Source organism: Pseudomonas frederiksbergensis (assembly GCF_017114915.1).
Lineage (GTDB): Bacteria > Pseudomonadota > Gammaproteobacteria > Pseudomonadales > Pseudomonadaceae > Aquipseudomonas > Aquipseudomonas frederiksbergensis_I.
The window spans coordinates 255,810-275,202 of sequence record NZ_JAAUOE010000001.1 but is presented as its reverse complement, the minus strand read 5'-3'; the positions used below and the strand labels follow the sequence as shown (position 1 = coordinate 275,202).

Sequence of the window (19,393 nt, the reverse complement as noted above, 5' to 3'; positions counted from 1 at the left end):
CCTGTGGCCTTTCGCATGAACTCCAAGCTGCGGCAGACGTATGGCTCGGCCCGTCTGTCGCTCCTTCTCCCGGTCCAGGCGAGAAGCCTTTCCTTACTGGGCTTTCAGGCCGTCAGCGGACACCGCTTTGACGCCTTTGATGTTCTTGGCGATTTGCACGGCGGTTGTTTTCTGAGCATCTGTCAGCACGGTGGTGGAAGATAGGGAAACAACGCCTTTGTTGGTTTCGACCTTGATGTCGGTGCCTGGGATGCCTTTTTCGGTTACCAGGTCTGCTTTGACTTTGGTCGTGATCCAGGTGTCGGAAACATCCTCTTTCACTTCAGTGACTTCACCGGCGGCCAGCATCATTGGGGCATGAGTCGCCTGAGTGGCCTGTGCAAATGCAGCGCTTGCCATGGTCAGGGTCAGCGCGGTAGCAGTCGCGGCAGCGATAGCGAACTTCTTCATACGAGTAACTCCTGTTCTTCTGGAAAGTCTGCTGCATGTCGCCTTGTCAGCAGGGTTAACAGGGATAGTGCGAACGCTATGCCAACTACTCCTCAAAGAATAAACACCTATAAATCAATAACTTAATAAAAAAGACACTCTTCGAAATCATGCAAAATGCATGAGTGCGAAATTATCTACATGCAACTTGCGGGTTTTAACGCAGGCATAAGGCCGTGATTTTGGGGGGCGTCACGTTCTGAATCGCCCCCAAATGACGAAAAAAATGCCCCGCGTCGTGAAACGCGGGGCATTGGCGGGATGACAATAGATCAGCTAGCGGCGGCAGTAGGGCAGCCTTTAGGCGCGTATTCCTGCTCGACTGTCGTAGCGCACGTCCAGCCACCGTTGAGTGTGCGCGTAAGCGTAACGGTTTTGCCCAGCACCGGCCCCGGTGCGTTGAGAATCGTGCAGCCAATAGTGCCCGCACCGGTAGAAGCGGTACCCGTCGCCGTAATCGTGCAATTACCCGTGGGGCTCGTCGCGCCGATCCCGGCGGGGGCGGCAATATCGGTGCCTTGATTGATAACGTCTTCGAAAGGCACCTTCAGTGCCGAGATTTCTGCAACCGCAGCGGTGACCTTCGCCCGCGCTTGATATTTCGAATACTGCGGCAGCGCAAACGTCGCCAGAATCCCGATGATCGCCACCACGATCAGCAGTTCGATCAGGGTAAAACCATTTTGATTTTTCATAGACAGGCTCCATGCATGAGTCGAAATCTCATGATCTGAACAGGGTACAGCACAGGTCATGCCAAGTCGTGCACGCCCCTGCGGGCGGGGCGCGAGATCACGACAACGACCTTTCCTACTCCCAGAAACCGCACAATCTGACACTTTTTGTCACCTCACCCCGGCTGGTTTGGTTCCACTGCTTGACTAGGCTATAAGTCATTAACCGTCTGCGTCCGGAATCCCAATGAACGACATTGCCCTTAGCGGTTTGGCCAAACAATTGGTACTGGCCGAGCTGATCACTGATCAAAGTGCGCAACAGGCGTATCAGCAAGCCCAACGCGATCGAATCTCGCTGGTCAGCTGTCTGGTGCAGAACAAACTACTGAAAAGCCGGCAGGTCGCGGAGATCGCTTCAGACCATTTCGGCATGGCCCTGCTGGACCTCAACTGCCTGGACAAGGACACCCAACCCCGCGGGCTGGTCAGCGAGAAGCTGATCCGTCAGCACCACGCCCTGCCCCTCTGGCGGCGGGGCAACAAACTGTTCGTGGGGGTTTCCGATCCGACCAATCATCAGGCCATCAATGATATCCAGTTCAGCACCGGGCTGAGCACCGAAGCCATCCTGGTAGAGGAAGACAAGCTCAGCGACGCCATCGAAAAATTCTTCGACAACCACTCCACCGGCCTGGAAGACATGGCCGATGTCGATCTCGACGGGCTGGACATCGAGTCGGTCGATGAGCAGAAACAGGACGCCCTCGTGGGGCAAGATGCCGATGATGCCCCCGTGGTGCGCTTCGTCCACAAGATGTTGCTCGATGCGATCAAGAGCGGCTCTTCCGACTTGCATTTCGAGCCTTATGAAAAAACCTACCGCGTGCGGATGCGCACCGATGGCATCCTGCATGAGGTCGCCAAGCCACCGGCGCAACTGGCCAACCGCATCGCTTCTCGGCTGAAGGTCATGGCCAGTCTCGACATCTCCGAGCGGCGCAAACCCCAGGACGGGCGGATCAAGATGCGCCTGTCCAAGAGCAAGTCCATCGACTTCCGGGTCAACACCCTGCCGACCCTGTGGGGCGAGAAGGTCGTGATCCGGATCCTCGATCCGTCCAGCGCACAAATGGGCATCGACGCCCTCGGCTATGAACCCGAACAGAAAGACCTGTACATGGCCGCCCTCAAGCAGCCACAGGGGATGATCCTGGTGACCGGCCCCACCGGCTCGGGCAAAACCGTGTCGCTCTATACCGGCCTGAACATCCTCAACACCGTGGACATCAATATTTCTACCGCCGAGGACCCGGTAGAAATCAACATCGAAGGCATCAACCAGGTCAACGTCAATCCCCGCCAGGGACTGGACTTCGCCCAGGCGCTGCGCTCGTTTCTGCGCCAGGACCCGGACGTGATCATGGTCGGCGAAATCCGTGACCTCGAAACCGCCGAAATCGCCATCAAGGCCGCCCAGACCGGGCACATGGTGCTTTCCACCCTGCACACCAACAGCGCCGCGCAAACCCTGACCCGCCTGCACAACATGGGGATTCAGGGGTTCAACATCGCGACCTCGGTCAGCCTGATCATCGCCCAGCGCCTGGCGCGCAAACTGTGCATTCATTGCAAGAAACCCATCGAGATTCCCCGCGAGACGCTGCTCAAGGAAGGCTTCCCCGAGGAACGTATCGGCTCATTCACGATCTATGAACCGGTCGGTTGCGATCAATGCAACGGTGGCTACAAAGGCCGAGTCGGGATTTATGAAGTGGTCAAGAACACACCGGAATTGCAACGGCTGATCATGGCCGAAGGCAATTCACTGGAGATCGACACCCAGATGCGCAAGGACGGTTTCAACGACCTGCGCACGTCGGGCCTGCTCAAGGCCATGCAAGGCATCACCAGCCTTGAAGAAATCAATCGGGTCACCAAGGACTGAACATGGCGGTCAAAGCAGCGAAAATCAGCGTATATGCCTGGGAAGGCACGGATCGCAAAGGCGCGAAAATGACCGGCGAGCTGACCGGGCAAAACCCCGCGCTGATCAAGGCCCAGTTGCGCAAGCAGGGCATCAACCCGGGCAAGGTGCGGAAAAAATCCGCGTCCATTTTCAGTGCCGGCAAACGCATCAAGGCTCTGGACATTGCCCTGTTTACCCGGCAGATGGCGACCATGATGAAAGCCGGTGTACCACTGCTGCAATCGTTCGACATTATCAGCGAGGGCTTCGATAACCCGAACATGCGCAAGCTGGTGGACGAGGTGAAACAGGAAGTCGCGGCCGGTAACAGCTTCGCCGCGGCCTTGCGCAAAAAGCCTCAGTATTTCGATGAGCTGTACTGCAACCTGGTGGATGCCGGCGAGCAGGCCGGGGCCCTGGACACCCTGCTGGAACGGGTGGCGACCTACAAGGAAAAGAGCGAAAGCCTCAAGGCCAAGATCAAGAAAGCCATGACCTACCCGCTGGCCGTGGTGTTCGTCGCAATCATCGTGACCGGGATTCTGCTGGTCAAAGTCGTCCCGCAGTTCGAGTCGGTATTTTCGGGGTTTGGCGCCGAACTGCCGGCGTTCACCGTGATGGTCATCGGCTTGTCGGAGTTCATGCAGGCCTGGTGGTGGATGATGCTCGGCGTGCTGGCTGGGGGGATCTTCGGCCTGCGCCACGCCATCAAAAACTCCCCGGGCTTTCGCGACCGAATGGACACCTGGCTGCTGAAACTGCCGTTGGTTGGCGCGCTCATGTACAAGTCCGCCGTGGCCCGTTACGCCCGCACGCTATCGACAACCTTCGCCGCCGGGGTGCCACTGGTCGAAGCACTGGACTCCGTGGCGGGCGCGGCCGGCAACATCGTGTTCAAGCGAGCGGTATTACGCATCAAGCAGGACGTTTCGACCGGCATGCAGCTGAATTTTTCCATGCGCACCTCCGGCATCTTTCCAACCATGGCGATCCAGATGACGGCCATTGGCGAAGAGTCCGGCGCACTGGACGATATGCTCGACAAGGTCGCGAGTTTCTACGAGGCCGAGGTGGACAACATGGTCGATAACCTGACCAGCCTGATGGAACCGTTCATCATGGTGGTGCTGGGGGTTATCGTCGGCGGTCTGGTGGTTGCAATGTACCTGCCTATCTTCCAACTCGGCTCAGCGATCTGATATGTCCTTGAACGAATTTCTGAGCCTCGATCCGCTGGCCTTCGTGATCACCGCATCGGTGATCGGTCTGCTGATCGGCAGTTTTCTCAACGTGGTGATCTGGCGCCTGCCGAAAATGCTTGAGCGTGAATGGCGCCTGCAGGCCCATGACGTACTGGATATGCCAGCCGAAGCCCCTGGCCCGACTTACAACCTGATACTGCCTCACTCCGAGTGCCCCCACTGCGGCCATCGGATCCGTGTATGGGAAAACATTCCCGTACTCAGTTATCTGTTTTTACGTGGGCGATGCTCGAACTGTGCAATGCCGATCAGTAAACGTTACCCGCTGACCGAACTGGCGTGCGGGTTACTGTCGGCATTCGTCGCCTGGCATTTCGGTTTCGGCTGGCAGGCCTGCATGGTCCTGGTCCTGAGTTGGGGCCTGTTGGCGATGAGCCTGATCGACGCCGAACATCAGCTGTTGCCGGATGTGCTGGTGCTGCCGTTGATGTGGCTGGGGTTGATCCTCAACAGCTTCGGGCTCTTCGTGTCACTGCATGACGCGCTCTGGGGCGCGGTGGCCGGCTACATGATGTTGTGGTCGGTGTTCTGGCTGTTCAAGCTGATCACCGGCAGGGACGGCATGGGCTATGGTGACTTCAAGCTGTTGGCGATGCTCGGTGCCTGGGGCGGCTGGCAGATCCTGCCCATGACCATCCTGCTGTCATCGCTGGCAGGGGCCATTCTCGGGGTGATTTTGCTGCGTCTGCGGGATGCGAAAACCTCGACGCCGCTTCCTTTTGGCCCCTATCTGGCCATTGCCGGCTGGATTGCCTTGCTCTGGGGTGGTCAAATAACCGGCTTCTATTGGCAGTTTGTCGGTTTCAAATGAATACCCCTGTGGAAAAACCCTGGATTCTCGGCCTGACCGGCGGCATCGGCAGCGGTAAAAGCGCGGCCGCCCAGCACTTCATCGACCTGGGCGTGCACGTGGTCGACGCCGATCATGCGGCTCGTTGGGTGGTGGAACCCGGTCGCCCGGCATTGGCAAAGATCGCCGAGCACTTTGGCCCTGGCGTGCTACTGGCCGACGGCCAACTGGATCGTGCGGCGCTGCGCAAACTGATCTTCGAAGTGCCGGATGAACGCCGCTGGCTCGAAGCGCTGCTGCATCCGCTGATCGCCGAGGAAATCGCCCACCATCTGGCCAAGGCACAATCGCCTTATGCGATTCTGGTTTCGCCGCTGCTGATCGAGTCCGGGCAGTACGCCATGACCCAACGGATTCTGGTGATCGATGCCCCGCAACAGTTACAAATCGAACGCACCCTGCAGCGTGACCAGACCAGCGAACAGCAGGTCCAGGCGATCCTCAAGGCCCAGTCCAGCCGCGAAGATCGCGTGAGCCATGCCGACGATGTGGTGGTCAACGACCGCGACCTCGCCTGGCTGCACAGCGAAGTCGAACGCTTGCATCACTTTTACCTGACTTTACGTGGAGGCCAGTCATGAGCCAGACCCCAACCGTCAATTGCCCAACCTGCGGCGCTCCCGTCGAATGGGTCGCCAGCAACGTCAACCGGCCGTTCTGTTCGGACCGCTGCAAACTGATCGACCTGGGTGCCTGGGCATCGGAAGAACACAAGATTCCGGTGGCCCCCGATGCCGAGGATGAGTTGTTCAGCGGCGACTTCGACCCGCGTCACTGACCCCAACAGTCAGGGACGCATAAAGCCATAATCCTGCCCCTCGTCGAGGTTCTCGGCGAGAAACCGCAACTCATCGGCCAGGTCATCGACATTACGTACCGCCTTGCTCTGCTGCACCACTGCACTGAGCAAGGCGCGCAGGCTCAATCCCGGATCGAAACCCACCTCTTGCGCCACATCCAGACTTTGACGCAGCTCCTGCCTGGCCCACTCATACACACTCATTTCGATGCTCCTGAAGGTTTTCCGGAGCATGGATTCGACAGCGTTTTTTGGGTTTGATGTGGATCAAGATTTGGGATCGTCGTCCTTCCAGGGCGCCGAAAGGTAGCGCGTGCGATTGAACGTCTCCAGCCACTCGGGGCAGAACACCACCAACGCGCTGACCACCATGCCGTTGATGAACGCTTCCGGAAAAATGAGCAGCCACAGGTAACCGACAAAATCCTCCAGCCAATACGGCATGGCGAAACGCTCGTCGTACCACAGCAATGTCAGCGCCAGCATCAGGCACAACAAGGCCGACAGCGCGGCGGCCAAAAAACCGGAACAGAAGATATACACAAAGGGATTACGCGGCTGCGCGCGCTCCACCAGGATGGCGCAGCATTCGGTGACCAGCACCGGCAGCAAAATCAGCAGCGCGCCGTTCACGCCGACAGCGGCCAGGTCCTGACGCCCGAGCAACACCAGGCCTGCTTGGGCGACCAACCCGCCGACAATCGCCAGCGGCCAATCCAGCAGTAAGGTCACGGCAGTCATGCCGATGAAGTGATAGGACACGCCGGTATCGAAGTCCCGTCGCACCAGCCACAGCATGAACAGCGCGAACACCGTGCCGAACAATAGATGCTGGCGGCGGCTGTCGCTGAACAGCTCGACCCATGGGGCTCGCGCAACGGCCCAGATCAGTACCGGTACATAGATCAGCCACCCCATCGTCAGGGTTTGGGATGACAGTAACTCGGCAGCGATCATGGTTGGGTACACTCCCTTGTTTTGCCCCGATGAGAACAGGCTCTTAGTCTACACCGGCCTTGGACTTTGCTCTGGAGGGGGGCGTTTTAGATTGGGGGCATATCCGTTTCTGCGGTATTGGCGGCTCTTTGGTTGCGTACATATCCGTTTTATTTGTAACGGCCACTTAGGGTTCCGCCCTTATGGCGGGTCACTTTCGAAAAGCGCGAAAGTAACCAAAGCGCTTTTGCCCCGCCATTCGGTGCCTCGCTTAGGCTCGGCATGCCCTCACTCCGGCATTGCACCGGGGGCCCGCCGCCATCGGCCATCCATGGCCGGGGGCGGCTACCGCGGCATCCCTGCCGCGGTGCCCCCTGCGCAATACCTGCGTTCGGCCTCTGGGAAAGGGGCGGACAGATCAAGATCAAGAGCCAAAGCCAAAGCCAAAGCCAAAGCCACGGCAAGATCAAAAGATCGCAGCCTTCGGCAGCTCCTACAGGGGGAATACGTACCCGCGTCCAACCAGGCCGGCCGGTAGGCCGCCTCGCTTTTGCTTTTGCGGTAACCGCCCCCTCGAGAGGCCGAGTGGAGGTTCTGCGCAGTGGGCAACCCGGCATGGATGCCGGGTTAGCCGCGTACGGCCATGGATGGCCGATCGCGGCGGGCCCACGGAGCAGGACCGGAGCGAGGGCATGCCGAGCCTGGGCGAGGCACCGAACGAAAGGGGCAAAAGCCCTTTGGTTACTTTGGGGCTCTTCCAAAGTGACTCGCTGTAAGAGCGAAACCGCCAGCCGCCGTTACCGCAGAAACGGATATGCACACGATCAAAGACCCACCGATTGTTACATCTTCTGCAAGACTGAATCAGACCCAGCCCCCTTTATCGCTCACGGGCAAAGACTAAAATTCAGACATCGGACCCCACACAGAGCACAGAAAAATGAAAACCTTGATCGGCCTGTTCCTGACCCTCGCCACCACCTCAGCCCTGGCCGCCAACGAGCCAGCCGCTGCCACCCCGTACAACCCGGCACAGCCGCTGGACATCGCCAAGGTAGTTTCAGTGACAGACACCGCAACCGCCTGCGCAGTCGTGCCAGCAACCATGGAGTACGTCGATCATCAGGGCCAGACCCATCGCGTCACCTACGAAGTCATGGGCAACTGCACCACCGATCTGTGATCGCCGACTCATAACAACTTCCATGTGTAGCTGAGAATCAGGCGATTTTCGTCGATATCACTGCGATAGTTGGAGCGCGCCATCACGTTGCGCACGCGGATCCCGAGGCCTTTGAGGCTCCCGCTTTGCAACACATAACCGATATCCAGATCACGCTCGCGGTCCTTGCCTTCAATCCCCTTGCCGGTATCGACATTATTGCCGGTGATGTAACGCACGGTGCTGGTCAGCCCCGGCACGCCGAGGGCGGCGAAATCGTAGTCGTAACGCGCCTGCCAGGAACGCTCATCGGTGAAGGCGAACTCGTAGGTCGGCACCTCGTTGCCCAGGGGTGAGATATTGGCAAACACTCGCGGGAAGGCACTGTCACCGAACATGCCCTGATAGCCGACATAAAACGTGTGGCCGCCACGCTTGGCCGACAGCAGGGAAAAGAACGCCTGGTTGTCGATGTTGCCCAGCAACTTTTTGCCGTCTTCGCGCGAGTCGTAATAGCCAAGGTTAGCGCCCAGGATCCAGTCACCCAACGGCTCGCTGTGCTTGAAGCCGAAAAAACGCTGGTTGTAGATATCCTCCAATTGCCCGAACCAGGCACTGACCGAGCTGCGTTTGTCATTGAAGGCGTAGTCAGCGCCGGCAAAGTTGAAGCCGTCACTGCTGACCTGACGCTGCGGCACATGACCAAGCATGGCTTGCATCTTGTCGTCGCCGGCCTCGTTGCGCAGGCTGGTCGAACTCAAGTGGCCGCCCTGCAAGGTCAGGCCATCGATCTCATTGGAACTGATGCTTGCGCCTTGATAACTGGGCGGCAGCAGGCGGATGTCGCTGAAGGCCAGCACCGGCACGTTGGGTTGCAGTTCACCCACTTTCAACTCGGTTTTCGAATAACGCACCTTCAACGCAGCTTCCAGACGACTGTATTCATTCGCTGCGCGTCCATCATCGCGCACCGGCAACAAACCGGTATTGACCCGGTCCGGGCTGCTGTCGAGTTTGAGGCCGAGCAGGCCAATGACATCCACACCAAAACCAACGGAGCCCTGGGTATAACCGGATTTGACGTTGAGGATGAAGCCCTGCGCCCACTCTTCGGCCTTCGACTGCTGGTTGGCCCCGACGATGTCGGAAAAATCCCGGCTGAAGTAATAATTGCGCGCTTGCAAGGTGGCCGTGGTGTCTTCGATGAAGCCGCTCTCGGCGGCCATCACGCCACTGGAAAAACCCGAGACGAGCGCCAAGGACACCACCGAACCGCTTGTGGGGAAAATCTGATTCATCATTGTTCTCTTATTGTTATTGATCGACAGGTTGCTGTGCGCCACCCGCAGTGTTTCGACGCGGGGGGGGGGCAGCCGGACGCTCGGCAGCAGGAGCGAGGTTCAGGCGTTGGTCGGCGCGAGCGCGTGGGCAGCACGTTTGCTGCTGCGCCGACTGCTGATGGCGAACACACTCATGGCGAGGGCGGCCACCGCACCGGGCAAGGCAAACGCCATGAAGTTCAGTTGCAGCGGCAGGCTGATCCCCAGCAAGGCACCCCCCAGCAGTGGGCCGACGATGGCACCGTTGCGGCCGATACCCGACGCCCAGCCCAGGCCCGTGGAGCGAATGGTCATGGAGTAGAACTGCGCGGCGCAGGCGTACAGCAGAATCTGCGAACCGATGGTGGTGGCGCCGGCGATGGCGATCAGCAGGTACAACACCGGCATCGGGCTGTTGAAGCCAAGCAACGTGATCGATGCCGCAGCAATGACGAAGAACACCGCCAACACGCGCGGCAGGTTGAGCTTGTCCCCCAGTACACCGCCACCGACCGCGCCGAAAATGGCACCGAAGTTGAGCACCAGCAGGAACGACAGACTCGAACCCAGACTGTAACCGGCGTTGGCCATCAGTTTCGGCAGCCAGGAACTCAAGGCGTAGACCATCAGCAAACAGCAGAAGAATGCCAGCCACAACATCAGCGTGCGCAGCGCCCGTCCCTCACGGAACAACTGCAACACCGGGGTGCCGGTGCCCTTCACTTCGCTCATGTGCAACTGATCGCTGGCATGCGCGACGTAAGCCGGGTCAACCCGTTCCAGGATGTTGCGCGCCTCTTCATCGCGCCCCTGGCGCAGCATGAAACCCACCGACTCGGGCAGGAAGTACATGATCAACGGCAACAACAGCAAGGGCAGCACCGCCACGTAAAACACCGATTGCCAGCCGAAACTCGGGATCAGCACGATGCCGAGCCCCGCCGAGAGCATGCCGCCCACCGAGTAGCCGCTGAACATGATCGCCACCAGCGTGCTGCGGATTTTCTTCGGTGCGTACTCGTTCATCAGTGCAACGACGTTAGGCATCACCCCGCCAATGCCCAGCCCGGCGATGAACCGGCACAGGCCAAACTCGGTGGGATTACTGGCAAAACCGTTGAGCACGGTAAAACCGCTGAACAGCATCACGCACAGGGTGATGGCTTTTTTGCGACCGATCTTGTCGGACAGCGGGCCGAAAAACAGCGCGCCGAACATCATCCCGAACAGCGCATAACTTCCCAGCGCGCCGGCTTGCAGGGGACTGAGCCCCCACTCCTTCATCAGCATCGGCAACACCACGCCGTAGATCACCAGATCGTAACCGTCGAAAATGATGATCAGGGCACACCAGAACAACACCATCCAGTGAAAGCGATTGAATCGTGCGTTGTCGATAACCTCATGTACGTCAATCTTGCGCATGGCATTTATCTCTTGTTGTTGTTTTTTTAAGAGTCGGTAACGCGGCGAACGTCCGTACAGCCGAGGGTAAAGACGCAAGGCACGGGGCAATAGCCGCTTTGCGCAGATCGCTATCCGTTTTGTGCAATGTCCTGAACCGAGCGTTGGGCGGGGAAATACGGGCATACGAGAATTGTCAGCACGTCTATGCTGGTCTTAGCGCTCTCATGCCTTTGCTCCTATCTACAGGAGGAAAAATCAATGGTTCCCACGCCCATTTCCGAGAAGGCGTTTTCCCGAGGTCTGCTCGATGTACTGATTCGTGCCGGGCTGATTGCCGTTCTGGTGATTTTCTGCTTCCAGATATTCAGCCCATTCCTCGATCTGATGCTGTGGTCGTTCGTCCTGGCAATCACCCTCTACCCATTGCACCTCAGGCTCAAAGGCGTGTTGGGAAACAAGGATGGGCTCACCGCGACACTGATCGTATTGATCGCCATCAGTATCCTTATGGTGCCCGTCTATTTGTTGGGAACCTCGCTTGTGGATTCCGTGGAGCGGGGGATGCACATGGTCAAAAGTGACAGTTTCCATGTTCCCCTCCCGCCCGATGCGGTAGCCAACTGGCCACTCGTGGGGAAACCTCTTCATAACTTATGGACACAAGCCGTCACCGACCTGCCCGATCTAGTAGAGAAGTTCATACCGCAAATCAAAGGTGTCAGCCTCTCCCTGCTGAGCAAGCTTGCGGGTGTCGGCATGGGGCTCCTTTTATTCATCTTCGCCCTGATCATTGCCGGTATTTTCATAGCCTTTGGTGAAAGTGGCCAACGCAGCGCATTGCAGATCGTTTCGCGTTTCTGCGGCCCAGCCAAGGGACCGAAAATCGCCGAACTGTGCACCGCTACCATCCGGGCAGTGGCACTGGGTGTGGTCGGCATCGCTTTCATACAGATGCTATTGGTGGGCATCGGCTTTGTGTTCATGGGCATCCCCGGCGCAGGTCTTCTCGCCTTGGCGGTGCTGCTGCTTGGCATCATGCAATTACCGGCCACCCTGATTACCCTTCCGGTCATCGTCTTCGTTTTCGCGAGCGAAGGTGCCAGTACCGCGACCATTGTGTTTGCCATCTATGTCTTCGTTGCGGGCCTGGTCGATAACGTCCTCAAACCGCTGCTGCTGGGTCGTGGTGTCGATGTACCGATGCCCGTGGTGCTGATCGGTGCCTTGGGCGGCATGGTGACGAGCGGTATCCTCGGCCTGTTTATCGGCCCCGTGATACTTGCGGTCGGCTATCGGCTGTTCTGGCAATGGGTAGAGGATCAAGGGCAAGAACCGGGGCCAGACAACCAGGGACAAACCTGACGCGGCTGCCGAGGATATTCCCATGCTGATGAATCTACTCGCCGGCCTCCCCGTGATGCTGTTCTGCCTGGTGATGCAAGCCGTTTTCGTGGCTATATGTTTGCGTCGTTACGTGCGTTTCAGGCATGCCCAACCCGATCGTGAATCGCAATGGCTGAATATCCTGTTGCTGTCGATGGTGATGGTGCTGATGTTGCTCGGTAATTTCGTGCAGATCGCCATCTGGGCCGCGCTGTTCATGCTGCTCGACGAATTCGACGAATTCGCCACGGCGCTGTATCACTCGGCAGTCAACTTCGCCACCCTGGGCTACGGCGACATCATCATGTCCTCACGCTGGCGCCTGCTTGGCCCATTGGAGGCCGCCAACGGCATTCTGATGTTTGGTGTCTCCACCTCGGTCATGACCGCCGCGGTGATGGATGTCATCAAGCACAGCATGGAAAGGCTGCAACAGCGCGAACGCCCATAGGCATGCCAGAAAAAGCAGGTAAGGTTCATCTGAAGAAATCGCGACAGCCTTTTTTCTTTTGCGACAGACTTTATTATTCAGATCACATTTGAACGCTAAGCTTGGGCCTATGGATGATTCAGATTATTTACGCCTGCTGACCATTGCGGCCGAGCAAGCCAACACGTTCCTTTCCAATGCCCGCAAATGGGAGCGTGAGCGTTGGGTTTGCCAGCGCCTGCTGCAGGGCCTGAACATTCCCTATCGCGCCGACGAATTTGCCCCCGCCGCAGAGCCGCCGGACGTGCTGTTTCGCGATGCGAATTTCGAGGTGTTCTTCGTGCTCGATGAGGGCCGGCGCCTCAATGACGAATGGCGTGATGAGCTGCAACGCCGGCGCAGCGCGTTTTCCCTGAGCCAACTGGTGCGTCGCGAGGCCAAGCCCCGACGCATCCCGGCTAATGAGTTTCTGCTGAGACTGGCGCCGACCCTACGCAAAAAAGCCCACAACTACAAAGAACGCGGTATGGACCTGGGGGATCTGGACATCATTGCCTTCGCCAGCCTCAAGCGCGAAGTGCTGGACCTCAACAGCCACTTTCCGCCGCCCACCGAATACCTGCGCCAGGGCTGGCGCTCGTTATCGCTGGTTGGACCCACCTTCGCCCGGGTGCTCTTCGCCCACCCGGATGCCCCGGACTTCCTGCGCAGCAACCTGGGTCGCAGCATCGTCTTCGACGTCGGGATCAGCCTGTGAGTCCCGCCGCAGATACCGGCAACAGGTCACAGGATGGCGCAATCACTGGCCGGATGTTACAAAGCGCAATCATTCGCCCGAACCACATGCATCGTTCAACGCCCGCAGACAAACTGCTGTAACGTCTGCACATTCAGCAACGTCTACCCGACGAGGCCTTTATGACCAGCCGCCTGAACCCCGACGACCAGAAGCATGTCGAAGAGTACCTGCAATTGTCCCAACACCAAGTCGAGCGCCGGCCTTTCCGGCCGTGGATGCTCCTGGTGGTGGTGCTGGCAGTGACCATTGGTCTGGGCCTGTTGAGCCGACTTATCAGTTACCTGACGCTATGAGCTGCATCGCGCTCGCTCGGTTGACTGCACCGATTTCTTTTAGCCTTGCGAGATATCCCCATGACTCATCGTATTGTCATCGTTGGCGGCGGCGCCGGCGGTCTGGAGTTGGCTACCCGTCTGGGTAAGACTCTGGGCAAGCGCGGCACGGCCAGTGTGATGCTGGTCGACGCGAACCTGACCCACATCTGGAAACCGCTGTTGCACGAAGTGGCCGCCGGATCGCTCAACTCTTCCGAAGACGAACTCAACTATGTTGCCCAGGCAAAATGGAACCACTTCGAGTTCCAGCTGGGGCGCATGAGCGGGCTCGATCGCACACAGAAGAAAATCCAGCTGGCCGCCACTTACGACGAAGCCGGCCTGGAACTGGTGCCAGCGCGCGAAGTGCCTTACGACTCTCTGGTGATTGCCGTCGGCAGCACCACCAATGACTTCGGCACTCAAGGCGCGGCGCAGCACTGTCTGTTTCTCGACACCCGCAAGCAGGCCGAGCGCTTCCATCAGCAACTGCTCAATCACTACCTGCGTGCCCATGCCGGACAGACCGACACCGTGCAACAGATCAGCGTGGCCATCGTCGGCGCCGGAGCCACCGGGGTCGAACTGGCAGCGGAACTGCACAACGCCGCCCATGAGCTTGCGGCCTACGGCCTGGACCGGATCAAGCCGGAAAACATGCACATCACCCTGATCGAAGCCGGGCCACGGGTTCTCCCGGCACTGCCGGATCGGATCGGCGGGCCTGTGCATAAAACCCTGGAGAAACTCGGGGTCAACGTCATGACCAATGCCGCGGTCAGCGAAGTGACCGCAGACAGCCTGATTACCGCCGACGGCCAAGTGATCAACGCCAGCCTCAAAGTCTGGGCCGCCGGGATTCGTGCACCGGGTTTCCTCAAGGACATCGATGGCCTGGAAACCAACCGCATCAACCAGCTGCAAGTGCTGCCGACCCTGCAAACCACCCACGATGAAAACATCTTCGCCTTCGGCGACTGCGCGGCCTGCCCGCAACCGGGTAGCGACCGCAACGTACCGCCACGCGCCCAGGCGGCTCACCAGCAGGCTTCGTTGCTGGCCAAATCGCTGAAATTGCGGATCGAAGGCAAAACCCTGCCGGAGTACAAATACACCGACTACGGCTCACTGATCTCGCTGTCGCGTTTTTCGGCTGTGGGTAACTTGATGGGCAACCTCACCGGCAGCGTAATGCTTGAAGGCTGGCTGGCGCGGATGTTTTATGTGTCGCTGTACCGCATGCATCAGATGGCGCTGTATGGCGCGTTTCGCACGGCGATGCTGATGCTCGGCAGCAAGATTGGGCGTGGGACCGAGCCACGGCTCAAGTTGCATTAAGAGCCTCGGCGTCACTGAGGGCCTCTTCGCGGGCAAGCCTCCCTCCTACGGGGCTGAGTCGATCGCATCATTTCGATTCGACTCCGAACTGTAGGAGCGAGGCTTGCCCGCGAAGCAGACGCCTCGGTCCAACTCCCTGACACCAGGGTATCTCACTGTATCTCCCCCTCGATTGCCCCCCTTCGCTTACAAACGCTCCCTTGCACGACACAGTAGCGATACACCACGCCCGCTAAATGGCCACACCCGAGCAAGGCACCGCCTGCTTCGGTCATCGCCGCACTTACGTGGCGTCCTTTATCGAGCGGTTGTGTCGTGCAACCCAGGAGATTTGTAATGTCCCGTACCACTACTCTCAGCAAAAACACCGTTGGCCTGCTTGGCGCTGTCCTGGCCGGCGGCATGATGTTGTCCGGTTCCGTATTCGCCGCGCAGCCACTGACCCAGGGCTACATGGTCGCCTCGGCCGAAACCTCGGTGAAAACCCCGGAAGGCAAATGTGGCGAAGGCAAGTGCGGCGATGCCTCGATGGCCAGGACCGACACCGATGGCGACGGCCAGGTATCCCGCGCGGAATTCCTGAAAGTGGCCCCCAAGGCCGACTTCGACAAGATCGACACCAACCACGATGGCCAGATCTCGGAGCAAGAGGCCTTCGATAACGTGAAAGCCAACTACGAAGCCAATGGCAAACAGATGCCGAAGGGCTTGTTCGAGCACTTGAAAGACAATAGTTAAGCCCCTGAAGACTTACCCCTGAAGCGCCAGCCCTGCTTCTCCATCGAAAAGCGGGGCTTTTTTCCGTCTGGCCTCGGTAGCACGGGAAACGGTCTGCATTATTGAAGGCAAAAAAAATCCCCGTATCTTTCGATACGAGGATTTTTTGTATGGTCGGGGTAAGGGGATTCGAACTCCTGACATCCTGCTCCCAAAGCAGGCGCGCTACCGGACTGCGCTATACCCCGGTAAAAAAAAGGCACCCCTTGAAAGGCACCTTCTGCGAACAGAGCTTTTGGCGTCTGATCTTAAGATTCGATTCCAGCGTTAACTGGTTTCAAAAATGGTGGGTCGTGTGGGATTCGAACCTACGACCAATTGGTTAAAAGCCAACTGCTCTACCAACTGAGCTAACGACCCAAAAATGGTCGGGGTAAGGGGATTCGAACTCCTGACATCCTGCTCCCAAAGCAGGCGCGCTACCGGACTGCGCTATACCCCGGTTTGAAATTGGCTCCGTGACCAGGACTCGAACCTGGGACCCAATGATTAACAGTCATTTGCTCTACCGACTGAGCTATCACGGAACTACATATTTCAATTTACAACTGGTGTTTCATTTTACAACTGTGAAGCTTGCTTCACCTCTTCGACCCGTTCGCATCGCTGCGTTCGTGTGTCTGAGGCGCGCTATTCTACAATCTTAAGCACCTCTGTCAACCCCCTAAATCGCTTTCAAGTTAATGATTTGCAACTTATTTCAGATTCCTGCTTGGGGAGCAGAAACCCTCTCGGGGTGACTTACTGCGGGGCGCACTTTACAAGCATTTTCCTTTGAGTTCAACAGCCTATCGAAAAAAAGGCCTCGCAATGCGAGGCCTCGTTCATTTTGTTGCTGCCGGGGATCAGACGAAAACGATTTCGTCGTTCTCCACCACACCTTTGGCGGTCTCTCCGGGCATGAAACGGCCTGACAGGATCAGCTGCGCAAGCGGGTTCTCGATCCAGCGCTGGATTGCCCGTTTGAGCGGTCGTGCGCCATAAACCGGGTCGTAACCGACGGCGATCAGCTTATCCATCGCCTCAGGGCTGAGTTCCAGCTTGAGCTCGCGCTCGGTCAGGCGGCTACGCAGGCGACCCAATTGGATTTCGGTAATGCCGGCGATCTGATCCCGGGCCAACGGCTCGAAAATCACCACTTCATCGACCCGGTTGATGAACTCCGGCCGGAAGTGTGTGGAAATCGCATCCATCACCGCCGCACGCTGAGCGTCACGATCGCCGATCAGTTCCTGGATTTGCACTGAGCCCAGGTTGGAGGTCATGACGATCACGGTATTTTTGAAATCCACCGTCCGACCATGGCTGTCGGTCAAACGGCCATCTTCGAGCACTTGCAGCAAAATATTGAACACCTCTGGATGGGCCTTCTCAACCTCGTCCAGGAGGATCACCGAATACGGCTTGCGACGCACCGCTTCGGTCAGGTAACCGCCCTCTTCATAGCCGACATAGCCTGGTGGCGCACCAATCAGCCGTGCCACGGAATGTTTCTCCATGAACTCGGACATGTCGATCCGTACCATCGCCTCTTCGGTATCGAACAGAAACTCGGCCAGCGCCTTGCACAGCTCGGTTTTACCGACACCGGTGGGGCCCAGGAACATGAACGAACCGCTCGGGCGATTCGGGTCGGACAGCCCGGCACGGGAACGCCGCACTGCGTTGGAGACGGCGATCACTGCTTCGTCCTGACCAATCACACGCTGGTGCAACAGGCTTTCCATCTTCATCAGTTTTTCGCGCTCGCCCTCGAGCATTTTCGCCACGGGGATGCCGGTCCACTTCGACACCACTTCAGCGATCTCTTCTTCAGTCACCTTGCTGCGCAGCAACTGGTTTTCGCTTTTGCCATGTTGATCGACCATTTGCAGGCTGCGCTCCAGGTCCGGGATCACCCCGTATTGCAGCTCGGCCATGCGGTTCAAATCACCTTTACGGCGCGCGGCTTCCAGTTCCTGACGGGACTGTTCGATTTTCTGCTGGATCTGCGCCGAACCCTGAACCTCGGCTTTCTCCGAATTCCAGATCTCTTCGAGGTCCGAATACTCACGCTCGTGGCGGGCGATCTCTTCCTGCAGTTTTTCCAGACGTTTCTTCGCCGCGTCGTCGCTTTCTTTCTTCAGCGCCTGGGATTCCACCTTCAGCTGAATCAGACGACGTTCCAGACGGTCCAGCACTTCCGGCTTGGAGTCGATCTCCATGCGGATGCGGCTGGCTGCTTCATCGATCAGGTCGATGGCTTTGTCCGGCAACTGACGGTCAGTGATGTAGCGATGACTGAGCTTGGCCGCGGCAATGATTGCGCCATCGGTGATCGCCACCTTGTGGTGAACCTCGTAACGCTCTTTCAGGCCACGCAGGATGGCGATGGTGTCTTCTTCGCTCGGCTCGTCCACCAGGACTTTCTGGAAACGCCGTTCGAGGGCCGCATCCTTCTCTATGTATTGGCGGTATTCGTTGAGCGTGGTCGCGCCGACGCAGTGCAGCTCACCACGGGCCAATGCCGGTTTGAGCATGTTGCCGGCGTCCATCGAGCCTTCGCCCTTGCCGGCGCCGACCATGGTGTGCAATTCGTCGATGAACAGAATGATCTGTCCTTCCTGTTTCGACAGCTCGTTGAGCAGAGCCTTGAGGCGCTCTTCGAACTCGCCACGGTATTTGGCACCGGCAATCAATGCCCCCATATCCAGGGACAAAAGACGCCTACCTTTGAGACCATCCGGCACTTCACCGTTGATGATGCGCTGAGCCAAGCCTTCGGCGATGGCGGTTTTACCCACGCCAGGTTCACCGATCAGCACCGGATTATTCTTGGTGCGGCGTTGCAGAACCTGAATGGTGCGGCGAATCTCATCGTCACGGCCGATCACCGGATCGAGCTTGCCCTCTTCGGCGCGCTTGGTCAGGTCGATGGTGTATTTATCCAGCGCCTGGCGTGACTCTTCCTGGTTGGCGTCATTGACCGCCTCACCGCCACGCAGATTATTGATCGCGTTTTCCAGGGCTTTCTTGCTCACGCCCTGACCGAGCAGCAATTTGCCCAACTTGCTGTTCTCGTCCATCGCGGCGAGCAGCACCAGTTCGCTGGAAATGAATTGGTCACCCTTCTGCTGCGCCAGGCGATCGGCCTGGTTGAGCAGGCGCGCCAGATCCTGCGACATATTCACATCGCCGGTCGGGTTCTGGATTTTCGGCAACTGATCAAGTGCTTTGGTCAGCTCTTTACGCAAGCTGCTGACGTCGAACCCCACCTGCATCAACAGGGGTTTGATCGAACCACCCTGTTGTTCAAGCATGGCCTGCATCAAGTGTGCCGGCTCGATGGCCGGATGATCGAGACCGACGGCCAGGGATTGGGCGTCGGACAAGGCTAACTGCAACTTGCTGGTTAAACGGTCTATACGCATGGGTCACCTTCCTTTTGAGCAGGCCGGACCTATAAACATCCCGAGTGAAGAAACCTGCCAGATACCGCTATAGAT

19 protein-coding genes and 4 tRNA genes are annotated in these 19,393 nt (G+C 58.2%); 12 read left to right on the top strand and 11 right to left on the bottom strand.

Annotated elements, in window-relative coordinates:
• Window positions 1-93: 93 nt before the first annotated feature.
• On the bottom strand, window positions 94-450 hold the full coding sequence (locus HCU66_RS01380; RefSeq protein ID WP_205886670.1) for a BON domain-containing protein: 357 nt from the start codon (window positions 448-450) through the stop codon (window positions 94-96).
• Window positions 451-761: 311 nt separating this feature from the next.
• Entirely contained in the window at window positions 762-1,184 is a 423-nt protein-coding gene (locus HCU66_RS01375; protein ID WP_205886669.1) for a pilin, read from the bottom strand.
• Between the two features lie 226 nt (window positions 1,185-1,410).
• On the opposite strand from HCU66_RS01375, the gene pilB reads away from it, so the two are divergent.
• Genes pilB through yacG form a run of 5 tightly spaced genes read left to right on the top strand, consistent with a single transcriptional unit; the run spans window position 1,411 to window position 6,022 of the window.
• Window positions 1,411-3,111 carry a type IV-A pilus assembly ATPase PilB gene (gene pilB / locus HCU66_RS01370; protein WP_205886668.1) on the top strand — a complete coding sequence of 567 codons (1,701 nt, stop codon included), beginning with the start codon at window positions 1,411-1,413 and terminating at the stop codon, window positions 3,109-3,111.
• A gap of 2 nt (window positions 3,112-3,113) precedes the next feature.
• Window positions 3,114-4,331 (top strand): type II secretion system F family protein, encoded by a 1,218-nt coding sequence (locus HCU66_RS01365; RefSeq protein ID WP_205886667.1) that lies wholly within the window; start codon window positions 3,114-3,116, stop codon window positions 4,329-4,331.
• 1 nt (window position 4,332) lies between these two features.
• On the top strand, window positions 4,333-5,205 hold the full coding sequence (locus HCU66_RS01360; RefSeq protein ID WP_205886666.1) for a prepilin peptidase: 873 nt from the start codon (window positions 4,333-4,335) through the stop codon (window positions 5,203-5,205).
• On the top strand, window positions 5,202-5,825 hold the full coding sequence (gene coaE, locus HCU66_RS01355; RefSeq protein ID WP_205886665.1) for a dephospho-CoA kinase: 624 nt from the start codon (window positions 5,202-5,204) through the stop codon (window positions 5,823-5,825). The genes HCU66_RS01360 and coaE overlap by 4 nt, the downstream gene beginning before the upstream one ends.
• Entirely contained in the window at window positions 5,822-6,022 is a 201-nt protein-coding gene (gene yacG / locus HCU66_RS01350) for a DNA gyrase inhibitor YacG (RefSeq protein WP_205886664.1), read from the top strand. The genes coaE and yacG overlap by 4 nt, the downstream gene beginning before the upstream one ends.
• A gap of 9 nt (window positions 6,023-6,031) precedes the next feature.
• On the opposite strand, the gene HCU66_RS01345 is transcribed toward yacG, so the two are convergent.
• Window positions 6,032-6,247, bottom strand: a complete 216-nt coding sequence (locus tag HCU66_RS01345; protein ID WP_205886663.1) for a hypothetical protein — start codon at window positions 6,245-6,247, stop codon at window positions 6,032-6,034.
• 63 nt (window positions 6,248-6,310) lie between these two features.
• Window positions 6,311-7,000, bottom strand: coding sequence for an energy-coupling factor ABC transporter permease (locus HCU66_RS01340; protein ID WP_205886662.1), 690 nt, complete (start codon window positions 6,998-7,000; stop codon window positions 6,311-6,313).
• Window positions 7,001-7,919: 919 nt separating this feature from the next.
• Between HCU66_RS01340 and HCU66_RS01335 the strand changes: the two genes are divergently transcribed.
• Window positions 7,920-8,162: a DUF2790 domain-containing protein gene (locus HCU66_RS01335; RefSeq protein WP_205886661.1), complete on the top strand. Its 243-nt coding sequence runs from the start codon at window positions 7,920-7,922 to the stop codon at window positions 8,160-8,162.
• 8 nt (window positions 8,163-8,170) lie between these two features.
• Here the strand turns inward: HCU66_RS01335 and HCU66_RS01330 are convergent, their stop codons facing one another.
• Complete coding sequence (locus HCU66_RS01330) at window positions 8,171-9,439, bottom strand: OprD family porin (protein WP_205886660.1); 1,269 nt, start codon at window positions 9,437-9,439, stop codon at window positions 8,171-8,173.
• A 102-nt stretch (window positions 9,440-9,541) separates the two neighbouring features.
• The gene (locus HCU66_RS01325; protein ID WP_205886659.1) at window positions 9,542-10,885 is read right to left on the bottom strand and encodes an aromatic acid/H+ symport family MFS transporter; all 1,344 of its coding nucleotides are present in this window, start codon (window positions 10,883-10,885) and stop codon (window positions 9,542-9,544) included.
• 240 nt (window positions 10,886-11,125) lie between these two features.
• Between HCU66_RS01325 and HCU66_RS01320 the strand changes: the two genes are divergently transcribed.
• From HCU66_RS01320 to HCU66_RS01295, 6 genes are all read left to right on the top strand, one after another.
• The gene (locus HCU66_RS01320; protein WP_205886658.1) at window positions 11,126-12,229 is read left to right on the top strand and encodes an AI-2E family transporter; all 1,104 of its coding nucleotides are present in this window, start codon (window positions 11,126-11,128) and stop codon (window positions 12,227-12,229) included.
• A gap of 22 nt (window positions 12,230-12,251) precedes the next feature.
• Complete coding sequence (locus HCU66_RS01315; RefSeq protein ID WP_205886657.1) at window positions 12,252-12,701, top strand: potassium channel family protein; 450 nt, start codon at window positions 12,252-12,254, stop codon at window positions 12,699-12,701.
• 109 nt (window positions 12,702-12,810) lie between these two features.
• A complete protein-coding gene (locus HCU66_RS01310) occupies window positions 12,811-13,437 on the top strand; it encodes a DUF1780 domain-containing protein (protein ID WP_205886656.1) in 627 nt (208 codons plus the stop codon).
• A gap of 161 nt (window positions 13,438-13,598) precedes the next feature.
• On the top strand, window positions 13,599-13,772 hold the full coding sequence (locus HCU66_RS01305; RefSeq protein WP_008154890.1) for a DUF3094 domain-containing protein: 174 nt from the start codon (window positions 13,599-13,601) through the stop codon (window positions 13,770-13,772).
• A gap of 60 nt (window positions 13,773-13,832) precedes the next feature.
• The gene (locus HCU66_RS01300; protein ID WP_205886655.1) at window positions 13,833-15,131 is read left to right on the top strand and encodes an NAD(P)/FAD-dependent oxidoreductase; all 1,299 of its coding nucleotides are present in this window, start codon (window positions 13,833-13,835) and stop codon (window positions 15,129-15,131) included.
• Window positions 15,132-15,467: 336 nt separating this feature from the next.
• Entirely contained in the window at window positions 15,468-15,869 is a 402-nt protein-coding gene (locus tag HCU66_RS01295; protein ID WP_205886654.1) for an HvfA family oxazolone/thioamide-modified RiPP metallophore, read from the top strand.
• Between the two features lie 150 nt (window positions 15,870-16,019).
• Here HCU66_RS01295 and HCU66_RS01290 read toward each other — a convergent pair.
• The 5 genes from HCU66_RS01290 to clpB all read right to left on the bottom strand — a co-directional run bounded on the left by HCU66_RS01290 (window position 16,020) and on the right by clpB (window position 19,318).
• Window positions 16,020-16,096, bottom strand: a tRNA-Pro gene (locus HCU66_RS01290).
• Between the two features lie 96 nt (window positions 16,097-16,192).
• Window positions 16,193-16,268, bottom strand: a tRNA-Lys gene (locus HCU66_RS01285).
• A gap of 5 nt (window positions 16,269-16,273) precedes the next feature.
• Window positions 16,274-16,350: transfer RNA gene (locus tag HCU66_RS01280), tRNA-Pro, on the bottom strand.
• A gap of 9 nt (window positions 16,351-16,359) precedes the next feature.
• Window positions 16,360-16,435, bottom strand: a tRNA-Asn gene (locus tag HCU66_RS01275).
• 318 nt (window positions 16,436-16,753) lie between these two features.
• Window positions 16,754-19,318 carry an ATP-dependent chaperone ClpB gene (gene clpB / locus HCU66_RS01270; RefSeq protein ID WP_205886653.1) on the bottom strand — a complete coding sequence of 855 codons (2,565 nt, stop codon included), beginning with the start codon at window positions 19,316-19,318 and terminating at the stop codon, window positions 16,754-16,756.
• Window positions 19,319-19,393: the final 75 nt, after the last annotated feature.

Bases quoted from the DNA above. Each gene is read 5' to 3' on its own strand.
- HCU66_RS01305 (WP_008154890.1), top strand. From the start codon at position 13,599: ATGACCAGCCGCCTGAACCCCGACGACCAGAAGCATGTCGAAGAGTAC.
- yacG (WP_205886664.1), top strand. From the start codon at position 5,822: ATGAGCCAGACCCCAACCGTCAATTGCCCAACCTGCGGCGCTCCCGTC.
- HCU66_RS01340 (WP_205886662.1), bottom strand. From the start codon at position 7,000: ATGATCGCTGCCGAGTTACTGTCATCCCAAACCCTGACGATGGGGTGG.
- pilB (WP_205886668.1), top strand. From the start codon at position 1,411: ATGAACGACATTGCCCTTAGCGGTTTGGCCAAACAATTGGTACTGGCC.
- HCU66_RS01375 (WP_205886669.1), bottom strand. From the start codon at position 1,184: ATGAAAAATCAAAATGGTTTTACCCTGATCGAACTGCTGATCGTGGTG.
- HCU66_RS01335 (WP_205886661.1), top strand. From the start codon at position 7,920: ATGAAAACCTTGATCGGCCTGTTCCTGACCCTCGCCACCACCTCAGCC.
- HCU66_RS01345 (WP_205886663.1), bottom strand. From the start codon at position 6,247: ATGAGTGTGTATGAGTGGGCCAGGCAGGAGCTGCGTCAAAGTCTGGAT.
- HCU66_RS01295 (WP_205886654.1), top strand. From the start codon at position 15,468: ATGTCCCGTACCACTACTCTCAGCAAAAACACCGTTGGCCTGCTTGGC.
- coaE (WP_205886665.1), top strand. From the start codon at position 5,202: ATGAATACCCCTGTGGAAAAACCCTGGATTCTCGGCCTGACCGGCGGC.
- HCU66_RS01315 (WP_205886657.1), top strand. From the start codon at position 12,252: ATGCTGATGAATCTACTCGCCGGCCTCCCCGTGATGCTGTTCTGCCTG.
- HCU66_RS01360 (WP_205886666.1), top strand. From the start codon at position 4,333: ATGTCCTTGAACGAATTTCTGAGCCTCGATCCGCTGGCCTTCGTGATC.
- HCU66_RS01300 (WP_205886655.1), top strand. From the start codon at position 13,833: ATGACTCATCGTATTGTCATCGTTGGCGGCGGCGCCGGCGGTCTGGAG.
- HCU66_RS01380 (WP_205886670.1), bottom strand. From the start codon at position 450: ATGAAGAAGTTCGCTATCGCTGCCGCGACTGCTACCGCGCTGACCCTG.
- clpB (WP_205886653.1), bottom strand. From the start codon at position 19,318: ATGCGTATAGACCGTTTAACCAGCAAGTTGCAGTTAGCCTTGTCCGAC.
- HCU66_RS01365 (WP_205886667.1), top strand. From the start codon at position 3,114: ATGGCGGTCAAAGCAGCGAAAATCAGCGTATATGCCTGGGAAGGCACG.
- HCU66_RS01320 (WP_205886658.1), top strand. From the start codon at position 11,126: ATGGTTCCCACGCCCATTTCCGAGAAGGCGTTTTCCCGAGGTCTGCTC.
- HCU66_RS01310 (WP_205886656.1), top strand. From the start codon at position 12,811: ATGGATGATTCAGATTATTTACGCCTGCTGACCATTGCGGCCGAGCAA.
- HCU66_RS01330 (WP_205886660.1), bottom strand. From the start codon at position 9,439: ATGAATCAGATTTTCCCCACAAGCGGTTCGGTGGTGTCCTTGGCGCTC.
- HCU66_RS01325 (WP_205886659.1), bottom strand. From the start codon at position 10,885: ATGCGCAAGATTGACGTACATGAGGTTATCGACAACGCACGATTCAAT.